Origin of the sequence: Caldicellulosiruptor sp. DIB 104C, from assembly GCF_028198085.1 — a bacterium.
GTDB classification, from domain to species: domain Bacteria; phylum Bacillota; class Thermoanaerobacteria; order Caldicellulosiruptorales; family Caldicellulosiruptoraceae; genus Caldicellulosiruptor; species Caldicellulosiruptor saccharolyticus.
In genome coordinates, this window is record NZ_CP116337.1 from 294,436 (window position 1) to 314,005 (window position 19,570).

At 35.7% G+C, this 19,570-nt stretch carries 15 protein-coding genes; all 15 read left to right on the forward strand.

Annotated elements, in window-relative coordinates:
* The first annotated feature begins 98 nt into the window (after window positions 1-98).
* The 15 genes from murB (at window position 99) to PGC14_RS01350 (ending at window position 19,520) form a co-directional block, all read left to right on the forward strand.
* Window positions 99-1,031: a UDP-N-acetylmuramate dehydrogenase gene (murB, locus tag PGC14_RS01280; protein ID WP_271629848.1), complete on the forward strand. Its 933-nt coding sequence runs from the start codon at window positions 99-101 to the stop codon at window positions 1,029-1,031.
* 21 nt (window positions 1,032-1,052) lie between these two features.
* Complete coding sequence (gene rapZ, locus PGC14_RS01285) at window positions 1,053-1,925, forward strand: RNase adapter RapZ (protein ID WP_271629322.1); 873 nt, start codon at window positions 1,053-1,055, stop codon at window positions 1,923-1,925.
* A gap of 5 nt (window positions 1,926-1,930) precedes the next feature.
* Window positions 1,931-3,247 carry a gluconeogenesis factor YvcK family protein gene (locus PGC14_RS01290; RefSeq protein ID WP_271629323.1) on the forward strand — a complete coding sequence of 439 codons (1,317 nt, stop codon included), beginning with the start codon at window positions 1,931-1,933 and terminating at the stop codon, window positions 3,245-3,247.
* Between the two features lie 43 nt (window positions 3,248-3,290).
* Window positions 3,291-4,268, forward strand: coding sequence for a DNA-binding protein WhiA (whiA, locus tag PGC14_RS01295; protein WP_271629324.1), 978 nt, complete (start codon window positions 3,291-3,293; stop codon window positions 4,266-4,268).
* Window positions 4,243-4,536 carry an HPr family phosphocarrier protein gene (locus PGC14_RS01300; protein ID WP_039767604.1) on the forward strand — a complete coding sequence of 98 codons (294 nt, stop codon included), beginning with the start codon at window positions 4,243-4,245 and terminating at the stop codon, window positions 4,534-4,536. The genes whiA and PGC14_RS01300 overlap by 26 nt, the downstream gene beginning before the upstream one ends.
* 94 nt (window positions 4,537-4,630) lie before the next feature.
* A complete protein-coding gene (locus PGC14_RS01305; protein ID WP_271629325.1) occupies window positions 4,631-5,866 on the forward strand; it encodes a homocysteine S-methyltransferase family protein in 1,236 nt (411 codons plus the stop codon).
* A gap of 24 nt (window positions 5,867-5,890) precedes the next feature.
* Window positions 5,891-7,705: a bifunctional homocysteine S-methyltransferase/methylenetetrahydrofolate reductase gene (locus PGC14_RS01310; protein WP_271629326.1), complete on the forward strand. Its 1,815-nt coding sequence runs from the start codon at window positions 5,891-5,893 to the stop codon at window positions 7,703-7,705.
* A 103-nt stretch (window positions 7,706-7,808) separates the two neighbouring features.
* Window positions 7,809-8,348 (forward strand): coiled-coil domain-containing protein, encoded by a 540-nt coding sequence (locus tag PGC14_RS01315; RefSeq protein WP_271629327.1) that lies wholly within the window; start codon window positions 7,809-7,811, stop codon window positions 8,346-8,348.
* 301 nt (window positions 8,349-8,649) lie between these two features.
* Window positions 8,650-11,298 (forward strand): 3'-5' exonuclease, encoded by a 2,649-nt coding sequence (locus PGC14_RS01320; RefSeq protein ID WP_271629328.1) that lies wholly within the window; start codon window positions 8,650-8,652, stop codon window positions 11,296-11,298.
* 37 nt (window positions 11,299-11,335) lie between these two features.
* Window positions 11,336-14,191 carry an ATP-dependent DNA helicase gene (locus PGC14_RS01325; protein ID WP_271629329.1) on the forward strand — a complete coding sequence of 952 codons (2,856 nt, stop codon included), beginning with the start codon at window positions 11,336-11,338 and terminating at the stop codon, window positions 14,189-14,191.
* 122 nt (window positions 14,192-14,313) lie between these two features.
* The gene (locus PGC14_RS01330; protein WP_271629330.1) at window positions 14,314-15,009 is read left to right on the forward strand and encodes an anaerobic ribonucleoside-triphosphate reductase activating protein; all 696 of its coding nucleotides are present in this window, start codon (window positions 14,314-14,316) and stop codon (window positions 15,007-15,009) included.
* Window positions 15,010-15,058: 49 nt separating this feature from the next.
* Window positions 15,059-16,339 carry an MFS transporter gene (locus tag PGC14_RS01335; RefSeq protein ID WP_271629331.1) on the forward strand — a complete coding sequence of 427 codons (1,281 nt, stop codon included), beginning with the start codon at window positions 15,059-15,061 and terminating at the stop codon, window positions 16,337-16,339.
* A 79-nt stretch (window positions 16,340-16,418) separates the two neighbouring features.
* Complete coding sequence (locus PGC14_RS01340; protein WP_127351275.1) at window positions 16,419-17,402, forward strand: LacI family DNA-binding transcriptional regulator; 984 nt, start codon at window positions 16,419-16,421, stop codon at window positions 17,400-17,402.
* 93 nt (window positions 17,403-17,495) lie between these two features.
* Window positions 17,496-18,539 (forward strand): Gfo/Idh/MocA family protein, encoded by a 1,044-nt coding sequence (locus PGC14_RS01345; RefSeq protein WP_271629332.1) that lies wholly within the window; start codon window positions 17,496-17,498, stop codon window positions 18,537-18,539.
* A gap of 42 nt (window positions 18,540-18,581) precedes the next feature.
* Window positions 18,582-19,520, forward strand: a complete 939-nt coding sequence (locus PGC14_RS01350) for a sugar phosphate isomerase/epimerase family protein (protein ID WP_271629333.1) — start codon at window positions 18,582-18,584, stop codon at window positions 19,518-19,520.
* Window positions 19,521-19,570: the final 50 nt, after the last annotated feature.

Below are 19,570 nucleotides of genomic sequence, written 5' to 3' on the forward strand. Positions count from 1 at the left end.
AGGTGATTAAAAATTTGCCTCTTTTCAAATAAGGAATTAAAATTTTTGTCTAAATATAATATAATAAATGTTGAAAAGATAGTATTCAGGTGATTGATGTGAAGTTTGAAATAGGCCTTGAAAAACTCAATATTGAATTTTCAAAAGACAAGCTCTTAAAAGACTTCACAACATTTAAAATCGGCGGGAAAGCAAGATATATTGTTTTTCCGAAGAATATAGATGAGCTAATTAAAATTATACAGCTTGCCAAAGAAAATGGAATTAGTTGGCGCATAGTTGGAAATTGCTCCAATGTCCTTGTTTCAGACAAAGGTTTTGATGGTGCCATAATTACCACAACTAAGATGGATTTTTTTAAAACAGAAAAAAATTTGATTGAGGCAGAATGTGGGTGTATGATTTCTCAGGTTGCAAGAAAAGCATGCGAAAATGGCTTGAAGGGCTTGGAGTTTGCAGTAGGCATTCCTGGTACAGTTGGCGGTGCTGTATATATGAACGCAGGCGCATACGATGGTGAGATAAAAGATGTGTTTGAATGTGCGGAGGTTTTGGATGAAAATCTAAACATCCTTAAACTTGGAAAGTCAGATATGAAATTTTCATATAGATACAGCAGACTAAAAGAAGAAAAGCTGATTTTGCTGAAAGCAACTTTTCGCCTGCAATATGCGGGGGAGGAAGATGTCCCGCCCATAGAAAAAGCAAATGAATACAACCAGAGAAGAAGAAAAAAACAGCCGCTGCAGTATCCAAGTGCAGGCTCCATTTTCAAACGTCCACCAGGGAATTTTGCAGGAAAGCTTATAGAAGATGCAGGCTTGAAAGGATATAGAGTTGGCAATGCTTCTATTTCTGAAAAGCATGCAGGTTTTATAGTAAACTTAGGTGATGCCTTAGCAGAGGATGTAAGAAAACTTATTTACCATACACAAAAGACTGTGTATGAAAAGTTTGGGGTACTTTTAGAACCTGAAATAGAGTTTATAGGCGAGTTTGAAACGCCACTTTTTGAGATACCCATAAAATAGAAAACAAAAAGGGTGATCTTGTTGGAGACAGTGATAATAACCGGAATGTCTGGTGCTGGTAAGAGCTTGGCAATTAGGGCATTTGAAGACATGGGATTTTTTTGTATAGACAACCTTCCTCCACAGTTTTTGCCCAAGATTGCTGAGCTTGCAAGTGCAAGCAATGACAAGATTTCAAGGATTGCAGCAGTTATTGACATCCGCGGTGGAGAGCTCTTTGATGATTTCAAGGATGTTTTAAATGATCTCAAAAAAGGGACATACAACTTCAAAGTTCTCTTTTTAGACGCGCATGATAATGTATTGGTCCAAAGATATAAAGAAACAAGGCGAAAACATCCTCTTAGTTTTGAGAGTGACGGCAGCATTTTAGAGGCCATCCAAAAAGAAAGAGAAAAGCTTGAGGATATAAAAAGATATGCAGATTTTATCATCGATACCTCTACTCTTTCGCCGAGGGATTTAAAAGAAAAACTTTTTGAGATTTTTTCTGCCCAAAAATCTCGGGAAACTATGTTAATAACAGTTATGTCTTTTGGTTTCAAATATGGACTTCCTTTGGATGCCGACCTGGTATTCGATGTGAGATTCATTCCTAATCCTTTTTATATAGAAGAGCTAAAACACAAGACGGGAAAGGAAAAAGAGGTCAAAGAATATGTGCTAAAGTGGGATGTGACAAAGGAATTTTTAAAAAAGTTTTTTGATTTAATTTTATTCTTAATACCAAATTATGCAGAAGAAGGGAAAGCACAACTTGTAATTGCAATTGGCTGCACTGGTGGGAAGCATCGATCTGTTACGATTGCTGAAGAACTTTTTGAGCTTATCAAAAATAATGGATATAAAGCGTCCATTTTTCATAGAGATATAGAGAAAGATATAAAAGGGTGACAGTCATGATATTTGATTTTCTAAAACCAGGGATATATATAAAAAGATGGATTTTGCTTATGGTTTTGTGCATTTTATTGATTTCAGCGTCATTGAATAGATACGTTGAAATCTTTAATTTTACCTTAGAGCTTCACCTATCCCTCAGGATTGCTTTGTTTATAGTTGGAATTTTACTATTTTTCCTTTCACTGATGGGGTTGATAAGAGGTTTTATCAGGCTTTTGAATAGAAGTCTTCCTTATCGTATAAGTCAAAAGACAATCTTTGATGCTATCTATTCAAAAGGTTTTTTAGAAAAAGGACCAAGAATTGTTGCGATTGGTGGTGGAACAGGTCTTTCGACAATGCTAAGAGGTATAAAAAATCTTACTGCTAATATCACGGCTATTGTCACAGTTGCAGACGACGGTGGTGGTTCAGGAAAGCTCAGAGAAGATTTAGGTATGCTACCGCCCGGTGATATCAGAAACTGTATTTTAGCCTTGGCAAACACAGAGGAGATAATGCAAGAGCTTTTAAACTACAGGTTCAAGGAAGGAAGCCTGAAAGGTCAGAGTTTTGGCAACCTCTTTTTAGCTGCAATGACAGGCATTGCGGGAAGCTTTGAAAAGGCAGTAAAACTTATGAGCGAGGTCTTGGCAGTAAGAGGAAAGGTCTTGCCAGTTACGCTTGATAACATAAATCTTTGTGCTGAGCTTGAAAATGGGCAGGTTATTGTTGGTGAGTCAAGAATACCTGATGTTGTAAAACAAACAAGAAGTGCAATCAAGAGAGTCTTTATCACACCTTCTGATGCAAAGCCAAACGCAGAGGTTTTAGAAGAAATTGAAAAGGCAGATGTTATAATAATCGGACCGGGAAGTCTTTATACAAGCATAATGCCAAATCTACTCTTTAACGAGGTGGTTGAGAGTATAAAGAGGAGCCACGCAAAAAAGATTTACATTGCAAACATCATGACACAGCCTGGCGAGACAGACGATTATACCCTTTATGACCATATTCGTGCAATAGAGGACCACTGCAAAGGCAGGATTTTTGACATTGTAATTTTAAACAACCAGCCAATACCACTTGATGTGCTTCAGCGCTATGAAGAAGACGGTGCAAAGCCAGTCTACGCTGACAAAAAGACAAAAGAGGATGGGTATGTATTAATCGAAGAAGGACTTTTGAATATATCAAATGGACTAATTCGTCACAACTCAGCAAAATTGGCAAGGGTTATTAGCAACCTTATCTATGGGAAAGACGTCATTCATGAGTATAAGTTAGGTTATTTTAGACTGAAAAATCTTAGCAAGCCTTTTAGAGGCTGAACTTAACTTTTTCTCAAGTCGCTTTTTTGGGGGAGAAGAAAAGATGTCGTTTTCGTCGTCTGCAAAGGCAGAGGTCTCAAAGAAGCTAATGCAGGCTTCTTGCTGTAGAAAAGCTGCTATTGCTGCCTTTTTGAAGTTTGCAGGAGTAATATATCAGTCAGAAGGCATATTTTCTTTTAAGGCTTCATTTGAAAATGCCCAGACAGCAAGAGCATTTTTTCTTCTTATGAAAAATGGATTTTCCAAGCACTGCGAAGTTACAATAAAGAAGAACAGTAAGCTTAATAAAAACTATGTTTACACCATAATTTTACCACCAAGTACTGACAACTTGCAGGTTTTAAAAGAGCTGCACTTTGTGAAGAAGACTTCAAAAGAGCACGTTTTAAGTTTTTCTCTCAAAGAAGAGCTTGTTAAAAAAAAATGTTGTAAAAAAGCATTCCTGCAGGCAACGTTTTTGTCATGCGGTTCAATTACCAACCCTGAGAAGATGTATCATTTAGAGTTTGACATGAAAACAAAAGAAGATGCTGAATTTTTGCAAAAGATTTTAAGATCGTTTGAGTTTGAGGCAAAAATTGTTGAAAGAAAGTCCCATTATGTAGTATACTTAAAGGAAGGTGAACAAATAGTAGATTTTTTAAATATAATTGGTGCACATGCAGCTCTTTTAGAGCTTGAAAATATTAGGATTGTCAAAGAGCTGAGAAACAATGTCAATCGTCTTGTCAATTGTGAGACTGCCAATTTAGAGAAGACTATAAATGCCTCAATGAGACATATTGAGAATATTGAATTTATTGAAAAGACCATTGGTATTGACAGTCTTCCGGAAAACTTGCGCGAGATTGCAAGGCTTAGGATAAAATACAAAGATGCCTCACTAAAAGAGCTTGGCAGTATGCTCAAAAACCCCCTTGGCAAATCTGGTGTCAATCACAGACTGAGAAAGATAGACAAAATTGCCGAGGAACTTAGAAAAGGAGGAATATTGTATGCAAAGCCTTCAGATGAAAGTTGAAAATTCTCAGGGTATCTCATCCAGAGGTGCAGCGCTTTTGGTTCAGGTTGCAAGCAAGTTCAAGTCCATCATTTGGATAGAAAAGGATGAAAAAAGGGCTAATGCAAAGAGTATCATGGGTCTGATGTCGCTCATGGTAAACTATGGAGATGATATAACAATTATTACAGAAGGCGAAGATGAAAAAGAGGCGTTAGATGCCGTTGTTATGCTTATAAACTCTGACTTTAGTGAAGAGGTTGCAAAAGAAATTACACAAGAAAAATAAAGTGAGATATGGATTATCAGAGGCTGCTTAAAAGTGTTTTTTTTTAAGCAGCTTTTTTTAAAATTTTGAAAAAGAGAGAGGATGGGATGCCATTTTGTTTAAAAATGATGTTTACAAAAAGGTTTTAGTTTTTGACGGTGCAATGGGCACTCAGCTTATTCAAAACGGGCTAAAAGGAGATGAATGTCCAGACCTGTGGTCTTTGACAAAGCCGGATGTTATAGCAAAGATACACAGAGACTATTTTGAAGCAGGGTCTGACTGTGTTGAAACAAACACATTTGGTGCAAACAGAGAAAAGCTAAAAAAGTACGGGCTTGAAAATGAGGTTGAGAAGATAAACAAAGCTGCCATTTTGCTTGCAAAAGATGTTGCGAAAGAGTATGAAGGGTATGTTGGACTTTCTGTTGGGCCCACGGGAAGGCTGATGAGGCCATCTGGTGACTTGGACTTTGATGAGGCAGAGGCTGTATTTTATGAGCAACTTTTAGCAGGAATTGAAGCGGGAGCTGATTTTGTTTCTATTGAGACGATGTCTGACATAAAAGAGGCAAAGGCTGCATTTTTGGCGTACAAAAAGGCAAAAGAAAATGCAAACAAAGATGTTGCTTGTTTGGTTTCTTTGACTTTTGAAGAGAACAAAAGACTACTTATGGGCACGCCACCTGAGGTTGCAGCTTACTTTTTTAGTTTTATTGGTGCAGACCTTGTTGGTGCAAACTGCTCAGGCGGGGCAAAACAGCTTTTAGATGTTATAAAGTCTATGAACGGATTTTCATTTGTACCACTGTCCACGAAGCCAAACGCAGGACTCCCTAAAATGATTGATGGAAAGGTTATATACGAGGATTGTATAGCTGATTTTGAATCTTCAACAGAGGAATTTATCCAAAGCGGTGTTAGACTTTATGGTGGTTGTTGCGGTACAAATCCTGAGTATATAAAGGCAATTGCAAAGCTTGTAAAAGGCAAAAATATCTTGTTTGAAAGCATGGCAGAAAAGAGGTTTATAACTTCAATATATTCAATTTTAGATGTGTCATCTAAATTTAGTGTTTATGAATTCAAACTCACAAATGACTTTTCACAAGAAAGTGTCTTTGAGCTTGTTGGCATTGAAGAAGATAGTATACTTGTTGACATTAACGAAGGTGTAGAGATAGATGTCTTGAAAAGCTTCTTGGTTGAATCACAGGACTTTTCAAAAAAGCCTTATATATTTAATATCAAGACAAAAGAGCAAGCAGATTTAATTGACAGATACTATTTTGGTGTGTATGGTTCAGTATCGAGCCTTTGTGGCAGCAGCGGAATCAAAGTGGAGATTTGAGAGAGAAGATGAGGAGGGGCTGGATTGAAGAGCTTTAGAGAGTTTTTGAGTCAGCAGGATATTGTACTTTTTGACGGTGCAATGGGTACAGAACTTTTGAACAGAGGTTATAACAAAGATTTTCCACTTGAGTGGGCAAACATCTCAAACCCAGATCTTGTAAAAAACATTCACAACGACTACATTTTAGCAGGAAGCCAGTGTATAGAGACAAATACATTTGGTGCAAATGAGTGCAAACTAAAACTTTACGGTTTTGAAGGGCAAGTTGAGAAAGTAAACAGAAGCGCTGTAAAGCTTGCAAAAGAGGTAGCAGGGCAAACAGCATATGTTATTGGAAGTGTTGGACCTCTTGGAAAGCCGGTTGGCAGTGGATTTGAGATAGACGACAAAAAAGCAAAAGAGGTTTATAAAAGGCAGCTTTATTTTCTTTTAGATGAAGGTGTGGATGCTATTCTGTTTGAGACAGCTGCATCCACACATGAAGTTTTTATTGCGATTGAAGCTTTAAAAGAGCTTGACAGTAACTTTCCATACATTGTCCAGTTTTCATTCTCAAGAGAGCTAACTACAGTGTACGGTGAGGACATTTACAGGGTTATAGAGTTCTTAAAAAACCTTGATGCAGATGTGGTTGGCCTTAACTGTGGCAATGGTCCACACCAGACATTAGAGGCTTTGAAGATATTTTCCCAGCATTTAAAAGGACCATTTTCAGTCCAGCCAAATGCAGGCTATCCTCAGCTTTTGCAAGGAAGGCTTGTATATTCAACTTCTGCAAATTATTTTGCTTCGTTTGTAGATGAGTATGTAAAATATGGGGCAAAGATAATAGGTGGGTGCTGCGGAACAACACCTGAGCATATAAAGGCTATAAAAGAGAGGATAAAGACAATTAGCAAAAGTATAGAAATTGAGGTTATTGAAAAAAAAGAAGAACAAAAGAGTATTTTGAAAGACACACCTTCTGAGCTTTCACAAAAACTTGGTAAAAAGTTTATCTTTACAGTTGAGATAAGTCCACCAAAGGGAATAGAGCTTGAAAAGACAAAAGAAGGTGTAAGACTTTTAAAAGAGGCGGGGGCAGACACGGTAAATATTGCAGATTCACCAATGGCAAGAGTGAGAATCTCACCGATTGCACTTGCGCATATATTAAAAGAAGAGCTTGGGGTGGAATCAATACTTCACTTTACATGCAGAGATAGAAATCTTATTTCTCTTCAATCAGAACTTTTAGGTGCAGCAGCATTGGGTGTTAAAAATGTTTTGGCACTGACAGGTGACCCACCATCAATTGGCGATCATCCACAGGCAAAACCTGTTTTTGATGTTAACTCTGAAGGACTTGTACTCATTTTGAACAAGCTCAACAGCGGGACAGACTACATGGGGAATCCAATTGGCAAGGCGACAAACTTTACAATTGGCGTTGCATTAAACCTTAACGCAGATGATTTGAACAAGGAGATTGAGAGACTCAAACGAAAAATAGAAAATGGGGCGCATTTTATAGAAACTCAGCCAATTTATGAGGTGGAGAGCTTAGAGAGGTTTTTTGAAAAGGTGGATTTTAAACTGCCGCCAATTTTAGGGGGTGTTTTGCCTCTCAGGTCATCAAGACATGCTGAGTTTTTGCACAACGAGGTGCCGGGGATAACAATACCAGATAAAATCCGTGAGAGGATGAAGAACTCAAAAGACCCTGTAAAAGAGGGAATAGAGATTGCTTGCGAGATTGTTGATAGAATAAAAGGGATGGTCTCAGGGATCTATATAATGCCACCTTTTGAAAAATATGAGATGGCAGCAAAGATTATAAAGAGGTTTAGGACTTGAAAAGGGTTGTTATAATTGTGGAATAATATTGAAATTATTCTATCGTTATGTTTAAACCAATTTGATAGAATAATGCGAGGATAATTTAATGGGGGTTTTTATGATGTCAGAAAGAGAAATGTTAGAAAAGATATTGGAAGGTATTGGAGAGATAAAGACTGAGGTGAGTGAGGTCAAATTAAGACTTGACAGAGTTGAAGAGAGGCTTGACAGAGTTGAAGAGAGGCTTGACAGAGTTGAAGAGAGGCTTGACAGAGTTGAAGAGAGGCTTGACAGACTTGAAGCAAGGGTCGACAGGCTTGAAGAGAGGGTAAGTAGGCTGGAAGAAAAGGTAAGTAGGCTTGAAGAGAGGGTTGAAGAGTTAGAAAAACAGGTTGAGCTGCTTGACAAAGAAGTTTATGCTCTGCGCCAGACAGTCCAAGAGAATACCAACAGCATAAACACACTTTACAATGGCCTTGCTTTTTTAGTAGAATTTAGAACCCAGATGTTAAATTTCAAAGAAGAGATGACAGCTTTTAAAGATGATGCTAAAAAGAAGATAGAAGATTTAATTGAAACAAGCAAAGCCACAAAACAACTTTACGGTGAGCATGACGTGGACATAAAGATTTTGAAGCAGAAGATTGGGATGGTCGTTTGAGATAAAAAATGCTCAGACAGATGGTCTGGGCTTTTTTATTTTTTAGTTTATGAGAGATAAGATATTAAAGAAGGCAAAAGATAAAAAGAAATAATTGATAATCGACTTTGTTCGACAAATTTGTATAAAAAATGTGGGTTATAATATTTCATAAATAATAATAGCAAGTACTTTGTATCAAAACTTTTTCTCCATACCTATCGATAAAGAATATAAGCTTTTGCAGATTTGGTACCAAAAAGAGCCAAGCTTGAATATTTCCAATTTTATAATGAGAAATAATGGGAAAGGAGAATTACCTATGAAAAAAACCTACCTTCTCAAAAATCTAAGTTTAAGCCTTTTGGAGAACGTAAAACCTAATCAGCTCATAATCCTTCCACGACGCTTTAGCATAAAAAAGCTAAGAGAAAGGGTTGTTGAAAAAAATGGAGTTTTGTTTGACATTGACATATTCACATTTGACGATTTGCTAAACGCGCCAAAAAACGAAATTTTAAAAGAGAGAAAATTTATTTCAAGAGAGCAGGAAATATTGATAGTTTTTAACCTTTTAAAACAAATCTTCAAAGGACAAAAAGACTTTGAAAATGTGTTGACGTATGAATTTGTAAGCCAGGTTTTGTATCTTTTAAATCTTATGTTTTTGGAGTCAAAAGAATATCCTTCTTTACCATCTTCAATTTCTTTTGAAAAGTATGACTGGTTAAAACTTCTTTTTGCAAGATATAAAGAATACCTTGATAAAAATAATCTTGTTAACTTTTCATATCTTCAGGATTTAGCAATTCGGCTTTATGAAGAGGAAAAGATTGAGCTTAAAAAATACGATAGTGCAAAGATTGCATTTTTTGTTGATTTTAGAAGTGATCAAAAAAGGCTTTTAAAACTACTTTCGAGAAAACTTTCCAGCATAGAGATTTTCCTTCCCTATTTTGATGACGTTGAACTTTGCCAAGAAAATGTTGAATTTCTTGAAGCTCTTGGATTTGATATTATCTTTGGCTTTCCATCTACTTCTGTGTTAGACATTGCAAAAAATACGTATGATTCAAATAAGAACTTTTTAAAAGCTTTTTCATATGGCAATATTAGTCTTGAGGTGAATGCTCTTGTAAAAGAGTTAAAAAAGGACTGTATTGAAGGCAGAATTGACTTTAGCAAGGCAGCAGTTGTTGTGCCAAACATAAACAGATACAAAGATATTTTAGCAAAGAGCTTTCAGGAAGAACTTTTGCCCATAAACCTTGACTATCAAAAAAGTCTTTTAGAGTTTGGATTTATCAAGTTTGTCTTGGACCTGATAGAATTTTTGGGTTCTGAATTTGATAAAAAGAAATTTGAAAGTCTTGTTACTCACAGATTTTTGAACAAAGAAGAAGCAGACTTTGAGATTTTGTTTGAAAAAATTAAAGACATTTATATTATGGATTTTGATCAAATAGGAAATGTACTGGAGGAGCTTGAGTTTTTACTTAGTATATTTTCTTTTGATGAAGAAAGAGAAAATCTTGTTAAAATCCAGAGAGTTTATAATCGAATAAGAAGAATAAAAAAGGATTATGAAACATCGCCAAAACCATATAGTTCATGGCTTTTGCAAACCAAAAAAGTTTTTGAAAGGCTTGGGATAACAAAAACTGCTGAATTTGTAAACGATATTGAGTTTTTAAAGGCATTTTATGCCTTGAATGAGGTTTTTGAAAATGGCTGTAAAAGTAGCAGCGAGTTTCAATTTGACTATACATTTGAGGAGTTTCTTGATATATTTAAGACAGTCCTTTCACAGAAGATGGTAGATGTTTCTATTAAGATTTTAAATGGGATAGACATTCTTCTGCCACAGGACGCGATAGGTTCTGACTATGAAAAGGTATATTTTATAGGACTTTCGGATGATATTTTCCCAAGGGCAAAGCTTGAGGATTTTTTGATGAATAATCAGATAAAGCTTGAGCTTGGCCTTGATGAGATAAAGGATTTTGATTACAACTTTCAAAAGGAATTAGTAAGTTTCAGAAGTATTCTTAATTCCTATGAGGTTTATATGTCATACCCACGCTTTTATCAGCAAGATCTTGGCAAAAGTCCGTTTTTGGAATTAGAAGGAATTGATATTGTTGGAATTGAAAACAACTATTTACCAGACCGTGAAATTGTTACTCATAAAGAGTATAAGCTAATTAAAAATGCAAACAAGGTTTCAAAAAGTCAAGATGAAAAGAGGATACATGTGCCAGAAATTGTCCAAATCAAAGACAGAGAGCTTATTTATCTTTATGAGTGTCCTTTGAAATTTGCATTCAAAAAATTCTCAGTTGACCAGATAAAAGAAGATGATTCTTTCTTTTCTTCAAACTTGAGAGTGCTATATATGAGTATCCAGAAAATATTGTCTTTTGCTCAGCCACAAGAAACTTATGATTTTATTCTTCGAAACTTAAGATATACCGCAAATGATGTTGTAAAAAGGAAATCTGCAGAAAATATATTGGAGATAGCAATTGAGATAGCTGAAGGAATGTTCAAAAATGGCGTAAAAGAGTTTATTCCACAAAACATTGGACAGCACAATCTTTTAATAAGACAAAACTTTGAAGGGTTTGAGGTTCAGCTTTTCCCAAACTTTGCTATAAAAGTAGGTGATGAAGAGATTTTCGGATTTGTAAAAGCAAAACATTCAAATAAATGGAACGAAATAGACAAGCTCTGGCTTGCTAAGAATGTTTTTAATTTGGAAAAGGTTGCAGCAATATTTCTTTATGAATCGCCAAGGTTTGTGATATATGAAAATAGCTCTCAAGAAGGGATTGACAGACAATCGCAGGAGTGTCTGGAGACTTTAAAAGACCTGCTTCAAAGGCTTAATGACCCTGAACTTTACCAAAAAAACCTTCCAGTAAAAAATTGTTTTAGATGTGAGTACAATCATGTGTGCATTTTATATTGAAAATTCTGAAGAACATAAAAAGGGGAAAGTGATTAAAATGCCAAAGGTATCAATGTATACTGCCTCTGCCGGTTGTGGTAAAACAGAGAGAATAGCAAATTTGTACGTAGATTTGATAAAGCAAGACAAAGCCCTGCCACAGCAGATAGTGGCAATAACATATACAGAAAAGGCTGCAAGAGAGCTAAAAGGCAGGATAATCTCAAAAGCACGCCAAAGAAACATTGACATCATGACAATTTCAAAGATTCAAAGTTCACATATAAAAACAATACATTCTTTTTGTATTTATCTTTTGAGGTTTTACTGGATGAGAGCAAAAGTTGATGCAAACTTCAAAATAGTGCCTGAACTGAATGCACTTTATTACAAATTCATAGACAATTATCTTTCGGTTGTTCCAATTGTTTTGGATAAATTACCATTAGAAAAGTTTTTTATTGAAGAATATTTTCATCTTCTTCAGGGCTTGATTGAAGAGTATTCGAATTCAGCAAAGTACATTCAAAAGACAATTCCTTTAGACCCAGAGGTTACCTATATCTTTGACCACATAGCTGAAATGTTGGACAGGGAATTTTTGAGAGAAATAACTTACGACCTAATTTTAGAGAAAGCTGCAAAGCTTGTGCAAATTCCTGAGGTCAAAGCCGATATAAATTCTAAATTTAAATACCTCATTGTTGATGAGTTTCAGGACTCAAACTTTTTGCAAAAAGAAATCTTTGAAAATATTTGTGAGAACATAATCTATGTTGGTGACAAGAAACAGTCTATTTATCGTTTTCAAGGTGCAGAACCTGTTGTTTTTGATGAGGCAGCTCAAACATCAAACATAATTTATGAGCTTGACACAAACTACAGAACAAATTCAGCTTTAGGTCAAAAGATTGATGCAATCAGCAAAATCCTTTTTCCTGATTACAAACCTCTTAAATATTTTTACAGTGCAGATGGTTTTTTGAAGATTGTTGAAATTTTGAATCCAACAAGTGAGAATAGAGCTACAAATGAAGCCCACTTTGTAGCAAAGACAATAAAAGAAATGGTGGAAAATGGATTTGAGATAAGCATTGGTGGCGCACCAAAAAGAAAGGTTAAATACTCTGATTTTGCAATTCTTTCAAGAAAAATTCAGAGTATTGCGCACATTTACAAAGAGGTTTTTGAAAAGTATAACATTCCACTTGAGATAAACTTCAAAAGAGGGCTTTTGCAACAAAGAGAAGTTGTACCTCTTTGGGGACTGTTGAATGTGCTTCAAAACCCTTATAAAAAATCAGCTTATATGCAACTACTTTTAAACCCAATTTTTGGTGTAAATCAACATCAAGCGCTTTTTAGCACTATAGAGCAGCTACAAAACCTTGTTCCTGATGATTTAAAAGATTTCATCTCAAAGATACGGGAAAACCTTTATATTAAAAAACTGTCTGAGATTCTACACGAGTTTGAAGAACTTTTTGAGTACAGTTGCAAAGTCTACAACATCTTTGGCAAACCGGCATATGAAAATGTCAGATTATTTTATGATCTGGTAGAAGAGAGCGAAAGCTTTTCGGTTGATGATCTGGAGAAATTTATAAATCTTGAGAACGAAAGGTTTCAGTTTGGTAAAAGTTTGAGTGATAGTAGTATTTTGATGAGCATTCATTCAGCAAAAGGATTGAGCTTTCCAATTGTGTTTTTAATCGGGCTTGGTGAGAGTACGCAAGGGCCAGTTATGAGAAATCCGAAGCTAAAGGGTAGCTATAATGTTCAATCCAAGGAATATGTAATAGCCCCTATATGGATGAAGGATAAGTATAAGGAGGTAAAGGACATTGCAAGTGTTCAGGACAAACAAGAACTAAAAAGACTTTTTTATGTTGCAATAACAAGGCCAATGGCAGGACTTTTTATAGTAAATTCAACCGTAAAACCTGTTGGCAAAAAAAGAGGTGGCTCAAAGTCATTTGCTGATGAGATTGAATTTTCCAAAATTATTGAAGCAGCAAAAGAAATAGGCATTGAATATGAGAAGATTGATTTAAAAGATAACGAAAAATTGGAAAAAGATTTTTGCAAAAGCTTTGAGGTTCATACCAAATCTTACCTTCCAACCACAATCATGAAAGATAAATTTGAAAACAGATTCAGGTATCTATCACCTACGCACATAATAGATTTTAAAAACTGCAGGGCACTTTTTGCTTTCAAGTATATAATGGGCTTGCCCATTTTTGATGAGGCAAATACAAAACTTGAGCTCTCTTGCAATGCAAAACTGCTTGGTACGACCGTCCACAGAGTACTTGAACTTACATCGCTTGACAAGTTACATACTCTTGCTCAAAACATAGCCTTGGCAATGGCAGAAAATGGATTTGAAGATGAAAACTTAATCAGGAATCTTGTTTACAACTTTTTTGAAAGTCCATTCGTAAATTCAATCAAAAATAAGGTAGTAAAGGAAGAAAGTGAAGCGCCTTTTTATTTAAAGCTGGGTGACCAAATAATATACGGTATAATTGATAAAATTTATCATCTTCCTGACAAGATTTATCTTCTTGACTTTAAAACAAACTTGCATTTTGACCACAATAAATTTGAAATGTACATTCCACAGTTATTTATTTACACAAAGGCAGTGTTAGAAAGAGAGCCGAAAAAAGATATACATTCATCCATATGTTGGTTAAGAGAAGGCAAGATGTTTGAATACAAAATGGCAACTCAGCATCTTGAGGATGTTCTGAAGACAATTGATGAAATACGAAGTATCAAGACAAAAGAGGATGTTTTAAAGTTAATTGAAGAGTCTATAGTGAAAAAAGATTGCACAGGCTGTGATTTTGAATTTTACTGCAAAGATGAGCAAAACATGATTTTGGTCAGAAAAAAACTTGAATAAATCTTCTTTTTTTCTTTTTTAACCAATTAAGAGGTTTGCAAATTTTCAAGTTTAAAGGTTAAAATAAAATATGCGCATTTTTGGTGCAAAGTTTAGAAATATACAAAAAGGAGAAAATCGCCATGCTTGTTGATTTTATGAAAATATCAACTGTTGACTATCCAAAAAAGATTGCAGCTACTTGTTTTTTTGGTGGCTGCAATTTTTCGTGTCCATTTTGCTACAACTCCCAACTTGTAAACTTCAAAGGAAATTTTATGGATGACAGTATATTTTTTGAGTATTTAGACAAAAGAAAAGGCATAGTTGACGCTGTGTGCATCACAGGTGGAGAGCCAACTTTGAATGAAGAGTATCTGACAGAGTTTATAAAAAAAATAAAGCAAAGAGATCTTCTTGTCAAACTTGACACAAACGGTTCAAGACCAGAGGTTTTACAGAAACTTTTGAAAGAAAATCTTTTAGACTATGTAGCAATGGACATAAAAGCACCACTCAGAAAATACCCTGAGCTTACAGGATTTAAAGATATTAAAAAAATTGAGGAATCAGTTAATCTTCTAATAAACTCTCAAATAGACTATGAATTTAGAACAACCGTCAACAAAAATCTTCATACCATTGAGGATATCTTGGAGATTGCAAGGTGGCTTAAAAACGCAAAGCTCTATGTTATAAAGCCTTACAAATACACACCTGATGTTTTAGATAGCAAACTTTGCGGTATACAGGATTTAGAAATGGAATATTTACACCAAATTTATAATCGTGCGAAAAGAGAGGGAATTAATAATATTAAAATTAGTGGAGAGCTTTGATAAAGGCAATAGCCAGCTATAGTGTTTTTGTATTTTTGGGGTGGTTGTTATGGTAAAAATCAAGGCACAGATAGAGCAGTTAATTGCAGCTTTTAAAGAAATAAATCCAAATGCCAAAAAAATTTTGCTGTTTGAGCCAATATTCACTATTCCCTACGCTATGTTTATCATCTACTCTTCTCTTTACATGACAAGGCTTGGGGTAAAGGACTATCAGATAGGCCTTCTTTCTACAATTTTGAACTTAGTAATGCTTGTTACCTCACCATTTGCTGGTATACTTGTGAATAGGTTTGGACGAAAAAAAGTCCTTCTCATAGGTGATTTTTTAGCATGGTGCGTGTATGCCTATATCTTCTTCTTTGCCAAAAGCTTTGTGTGGTTTTTGATAGCTACAATCTTCAACGGTCTTATGAGAATCTCTGAACTTGCTTGGCGACTTTTGTTAATGGAAGATGCAACAGAGAATGAAAGGGTTGCAATATACTCTGTCACCGTTTTTGTATGGAACATGGGGAACCTTTTTGCACCTTTGATGGGTGTGCTTGTTGCAAAATATGGGTTGATTGCAGCAACAAAAGGCACTGTGCTTGTATTTGGAATTTTAGTAAATATATTGATAGTTGTAAGACACCTTATAACCCTTGAGAGCTCAGTTGGACAAAAGCTTGTTGAGGAGAACAACAATGGTGATAGTCACAAGTTTTCTGAATGGCTTGAAAGCGTAAAATACATGATAAAAAACAAAGACCTTCTTTTAATAGTTCTGGTTGTTATATTTGGAAACGTGGCACTTATATTTAGAGATACTTATAAGAACATATATCTTAGCGAAGGGCTCAATTACCCAGATGATATTATCTCTCTATTTCCGACTCTGTGGAGTATTGTCACACTTATTTTTATAATCTTTCTCATACCAAAACTGAAAGAGAAAAATCACGATACAATATTGTTGTGGGGTATGCTTTTTATAACCGTTTCAAATGCTCTAATTTTAGTAACAAAGCCTGGAGCTTTTGGCTTTTTCCTCATGATAGTTGTCACAATCATTGGGGCGATTGGGGCTGCAATTTATTACTCATTTGTGGATGCAATCCTTGCAAACTCTGTTGATGACCAAAGAAGGGCACATGTTCTTTCAATTTCAATGTTTTTAATATCTCTTTTTTCAATGCCAGTTGGAGCAATTGCAGGGCAGTGTTATAGCTTTTCAAAACTGCTTCCCTTTGTGCTTGCTACATTCTTTACTTTGCTCTGCATAATCTTGATTTACCAGAAGATCAGAAGAAAAAAGAATTTTTCTTCAAAAGAGAGCCATGATTTTTAGGAATAGAATAACAGATATTGAATAGATGGTTTGAAAGGTATAAAATAGAGACAGTAATATAAATTTTTGGGGGTGTAAAATGCCAACTGTAAAGGATGTTGCAAAAAAGGCAGGAGTTTCTGTTGCAACAGTCTCGAGGGTTTTGAACAATTCAAATAAAGTCTCAGAAGAGACACGCCAAAGAGTACTTAAGGCTATAGAAGAGCTTGGCTTTAAGCCCAACCTTCTTGCAAGAAACTTCCGAAAGGACAAATCAAACCTGATATTAGTTATTTTACCTACTATAGCCAATGCATATTTTGCCCGTGTGGTAAAAGGGGTTGAAGACACTGCAAGAAAGTACGATTATGGAATACTTCTTTGCACAACAGGGAACAGTCCTGAGGTTGCTTCAGAGTATCTGAAGCTCATAGAAAGAAAACAGGTTGACGGGGCAATAATTGCTTCTGCGAAGATTGACAAAGATGCAGTCCTTGAGATTGACCCGAAAAAGATTGTTCAAGCCTGCGAATTTTACCAATTTTTAGACACATCATGCGTACTTATAGACCATAAGAAGGCCTTTTTTGACATTGTAGATTATCTCATAAAAAAAGGAAAAAAGAATATCCTTTGTGCAATAGGAAATGAGGGAATTCCTTCAGAAAATGAGAGAAAAGAAGGCTACAGGCAAGCGCTTGAGAAAAATGGTATAGAGTTTAAAGAAGAAAATGTCATAAGGTGCAGCTATGGCTGGGCAGAGATTTATGAAAGGCTAAAAACTCTTCTTTGCACAAAAAAGTATGACGCAGTAGCGTGTTCATCTGACCTTATGGCAGTGGGAGCAATAAAGGCAGCAAAGGCAGTAGGACTTAAAATACCAGATGAGTTTGCAGTGACAGGGTTTGACAATATTATGATTTCAAGGCTTTATGAGCCAAGCATAACAACAGTTGCTCAGCCAATGTATGACATTGGAGAAAAGGCAGCAGAGATTTTAATAAATAGCTTAGAAAATCCAAATAGCTTTTCAAAAGAAAAGTTTATTCTTCCCCATGAGATAAAAACAAGAGAATCGGCATGAAGCACTTTTTGTTTTTAAACTCATTGTAATTGATTACATTTTGTAATATAATTATTGTGTAATCATTTACACAAGCAGGGGAGGAATGCTGAGATGTTAAAAGTAAGGCTTGGGATAATTGGCTGTGGTTCAATTACAAAGCACAGACACGCACCTGAGGCAAAGTCTAATGAAAATGTTGATCTTGTTGCTGTTTGTGATAATAATTTGATAAATGCAGAAAAAGTAGCAAAGATGTTTGATGTACCAAAAGTGTATGCTGACTATGAGACAATGTTAAAAGAAGAAAAACCTGATGCTGTTGTTGTTGCTGCACCTAACTATATTCATGCAGATGCTACAATAAAGGCTTTGAAAGCAGGGGCACACGTTCTTTGTGAAAAACCAATGGCAACAACTATTGACGAGTGTAAGAAGATGGTGGATACAGCAAAGGAGACAGGAAAGTTTTTGATGATAGCTCACAACCAGAGGTTCAATAAAGCTCATATAAAAGCAAAGCAGATTATTCAAAGTGGTGAGCTTGGCAGAGTTTTAAGCTTTAAAACTACCTTCGGTCATGGTGGACCTGAGAGCTGGAGTTCAGACAAACCCGATACATGGTTTTTCCACAAAGAGAAAGCTACATTTGGCAGCATGGGAGATTTGGGTGTTCACAAGATTGACTTGATGAGGTTCTTACTTGGTGAAGAGTTTGTTGAAGCAGCTGCGTTAGTCACAACGCTTGCAAAGCGGTATCCAAACGGAGAGCTAATAGACGTTGATGACAATGCTGTTTGCATCTTAAAAACTCAAAGTGGTGCAATTGGGACTGTGACAGCTTCTTGGACATATCCAGGGAGTGAAGACAATTCAACAATTATATACTGCGAAAAAGGGTCAATCACTCTTTATGGTGACCCGAAGTTTTCGATGATAATAAGGTATGCAAATGGACAGAAAGCATACTTTGAACTTGACACAATGCAGACAAACGAGAAGCAGACAAAGTCAGGTGTTATGGATGAGTTTATAAACTCTATTTTGACGAACACCCCGCCAAAAATTTCTGGTGAAGAGGGACTTAAGACAATGAAGGTTGTTTTTGCATGTTTTGAGTCAGCTAAAACTGGCAAAGTTGTTAAGATTGATTATTAGTAGCTGATAAATCTTTTGAATGTGAAAGGAGAGTTTTGAAATATGAAACTTGGATTTTTGACAGCGTGCCTTCCAAATATGAAGTTAGATGATTTGGTTATATGGGCAAAAGGTGTTGGATTTGAAATGTTAGAGGTTGCATGCTGGCCTGTGAAAAACACAAGAGACTACTCGAGCACAACCTTAGATGTTGCAAACCTTACAAAAGATGAAGCAGAAAGAATCAAAAGACTTTTTGAGCAGAACAATATGCAAATTTCTTCTCTTGCATACTATGACAACAACCTGCACCCTGACCTTGTGATAAGAAAATCTTACCATGATCATTTAAAAAAGGTGATTGATGCAGCAAATCTTCTTGGTGTCAAGTATGTCGGGACCTTTGTTGGGAGAAACTATAACAAGACAATCAAGGAAAACTTTGATGAGTTTGAGATTGTGTTTAAAGAGATTTTGGAGTATGCAAAGGAAAAAGGAGTTTCTATTATAATAGAAAACTGCCCAATGCCAGGCTGGAACCCAAATGGTGGATGGATGGGGACAATATCATACTCACCTGAACTTTGGGAAGAGATGTTTTCAAGGCTACCTTACGACAACTTTGGTTTGAACCTTGACCCGTCACACCTTCTTTGGCTTGGTATTAACCCTGTTTCGGTCATAAAAGAGTTCAAAGACAAAATATTCCATGTCCATGCAAAGGATACTCAGATTTTGAAAGACAAGCTCAATAAATATTCCATTTTTGGTAGCCAGATTCAAAGGAAAAATGAATGGGATATGGGATATTGGGTGTACAGAATGCCAGGTCGTGGCGAGATTGACTGGAAAGCATTTTTGAAAGAGCTAAAACAAAACGGCTATAGCTTTGTTGTAAGCATAGAACATGAAGACCCAGAATTTGAGGGGACTGAAGAAAAAGTAAAAGAGGGATTGAGGCTTGGGTTTGAGTATTTGAAGGGAGTACTTGATAAAATTTAAATATTATCCAACATCAATTTTTAAATAAAGGCCGGCTTTTAATCAATTTC

Coding starts and splice junctions, on each gene's coding strand:
- PGC14_RS01290 (WP_271629323.1), top strand. CDS start 1,931: ATGATATTTGATTTTCTAAAACCAGGGATATATATAAAAAGATGGATT.
- PGC14_RS01345 (WP_271629332.1), top strand. CDS start 17,496: ATGTTAAAAGTAAGGCTTGGGATAATTGGCTGTGGTTCAATTACAAAG.
- PGC14_RS01340 (WP_127351275.1), top strand. CDS start 16,419: ATGCCAACTGTAAAGGATGTTGCAAAAAAGGCAGGAGTTTCTGTTGCA.
- whiA (WP_271629324.1), top strand. CDS start 3,291: ATGTCGTTTTCGTCGTCTGCAAAGGCAGAGGTCTCAAAGAAGCTAATG.
- PGC14_RS01315 (WP_271629327.1), top strand. CDS start 7,809: ATGTCAGAAAGAGAAATGTTAGAAAAGATATTGGAAGGTATTGGAGAG.
- PGC14_RS01325 (WP_271629329.1), top strand. CDS start 11,336: ATGCCAAAGGTATCAATGTATACTGCCTCTGCCGGTTGTGGTAAAACA.
- PGC14_RS01335 (WP_271629331.1), top strand. CDS start 15,059: ATGGTAAAAATCAAGGCACAGATAGAGCAGTTAATTGCAGCTTTTAAA.
- PGC14_RS01350 (WP_271629333.1), top strand. CDS start 18,582: ATGAAACTTGGATTTTTGACAGCGTGCCTTCCAAATATGAAGTTAGAT.
- PGC14_RS01320 (WP_271629328.1), top strand. CDS start 8,650: ATGAAAAAAACCTACCTTCTCAAAAATCTAAGTTTAAGCCTTTTGGAG.
- PGC14_RS01330 (WP_271629330.1), top strand. CDS start 14,314: ATGCTTGTTGATTTTATGAAAATATCAACTGTTGACTATCCAAAAAAG.
- PGC14_RS01300 (WP_039767604.1), top strand. CDS start 4,243: ATGCAAAGCCTTCAGATGAAAGTTGAAAATTCTCAGGGTATCTCATCC.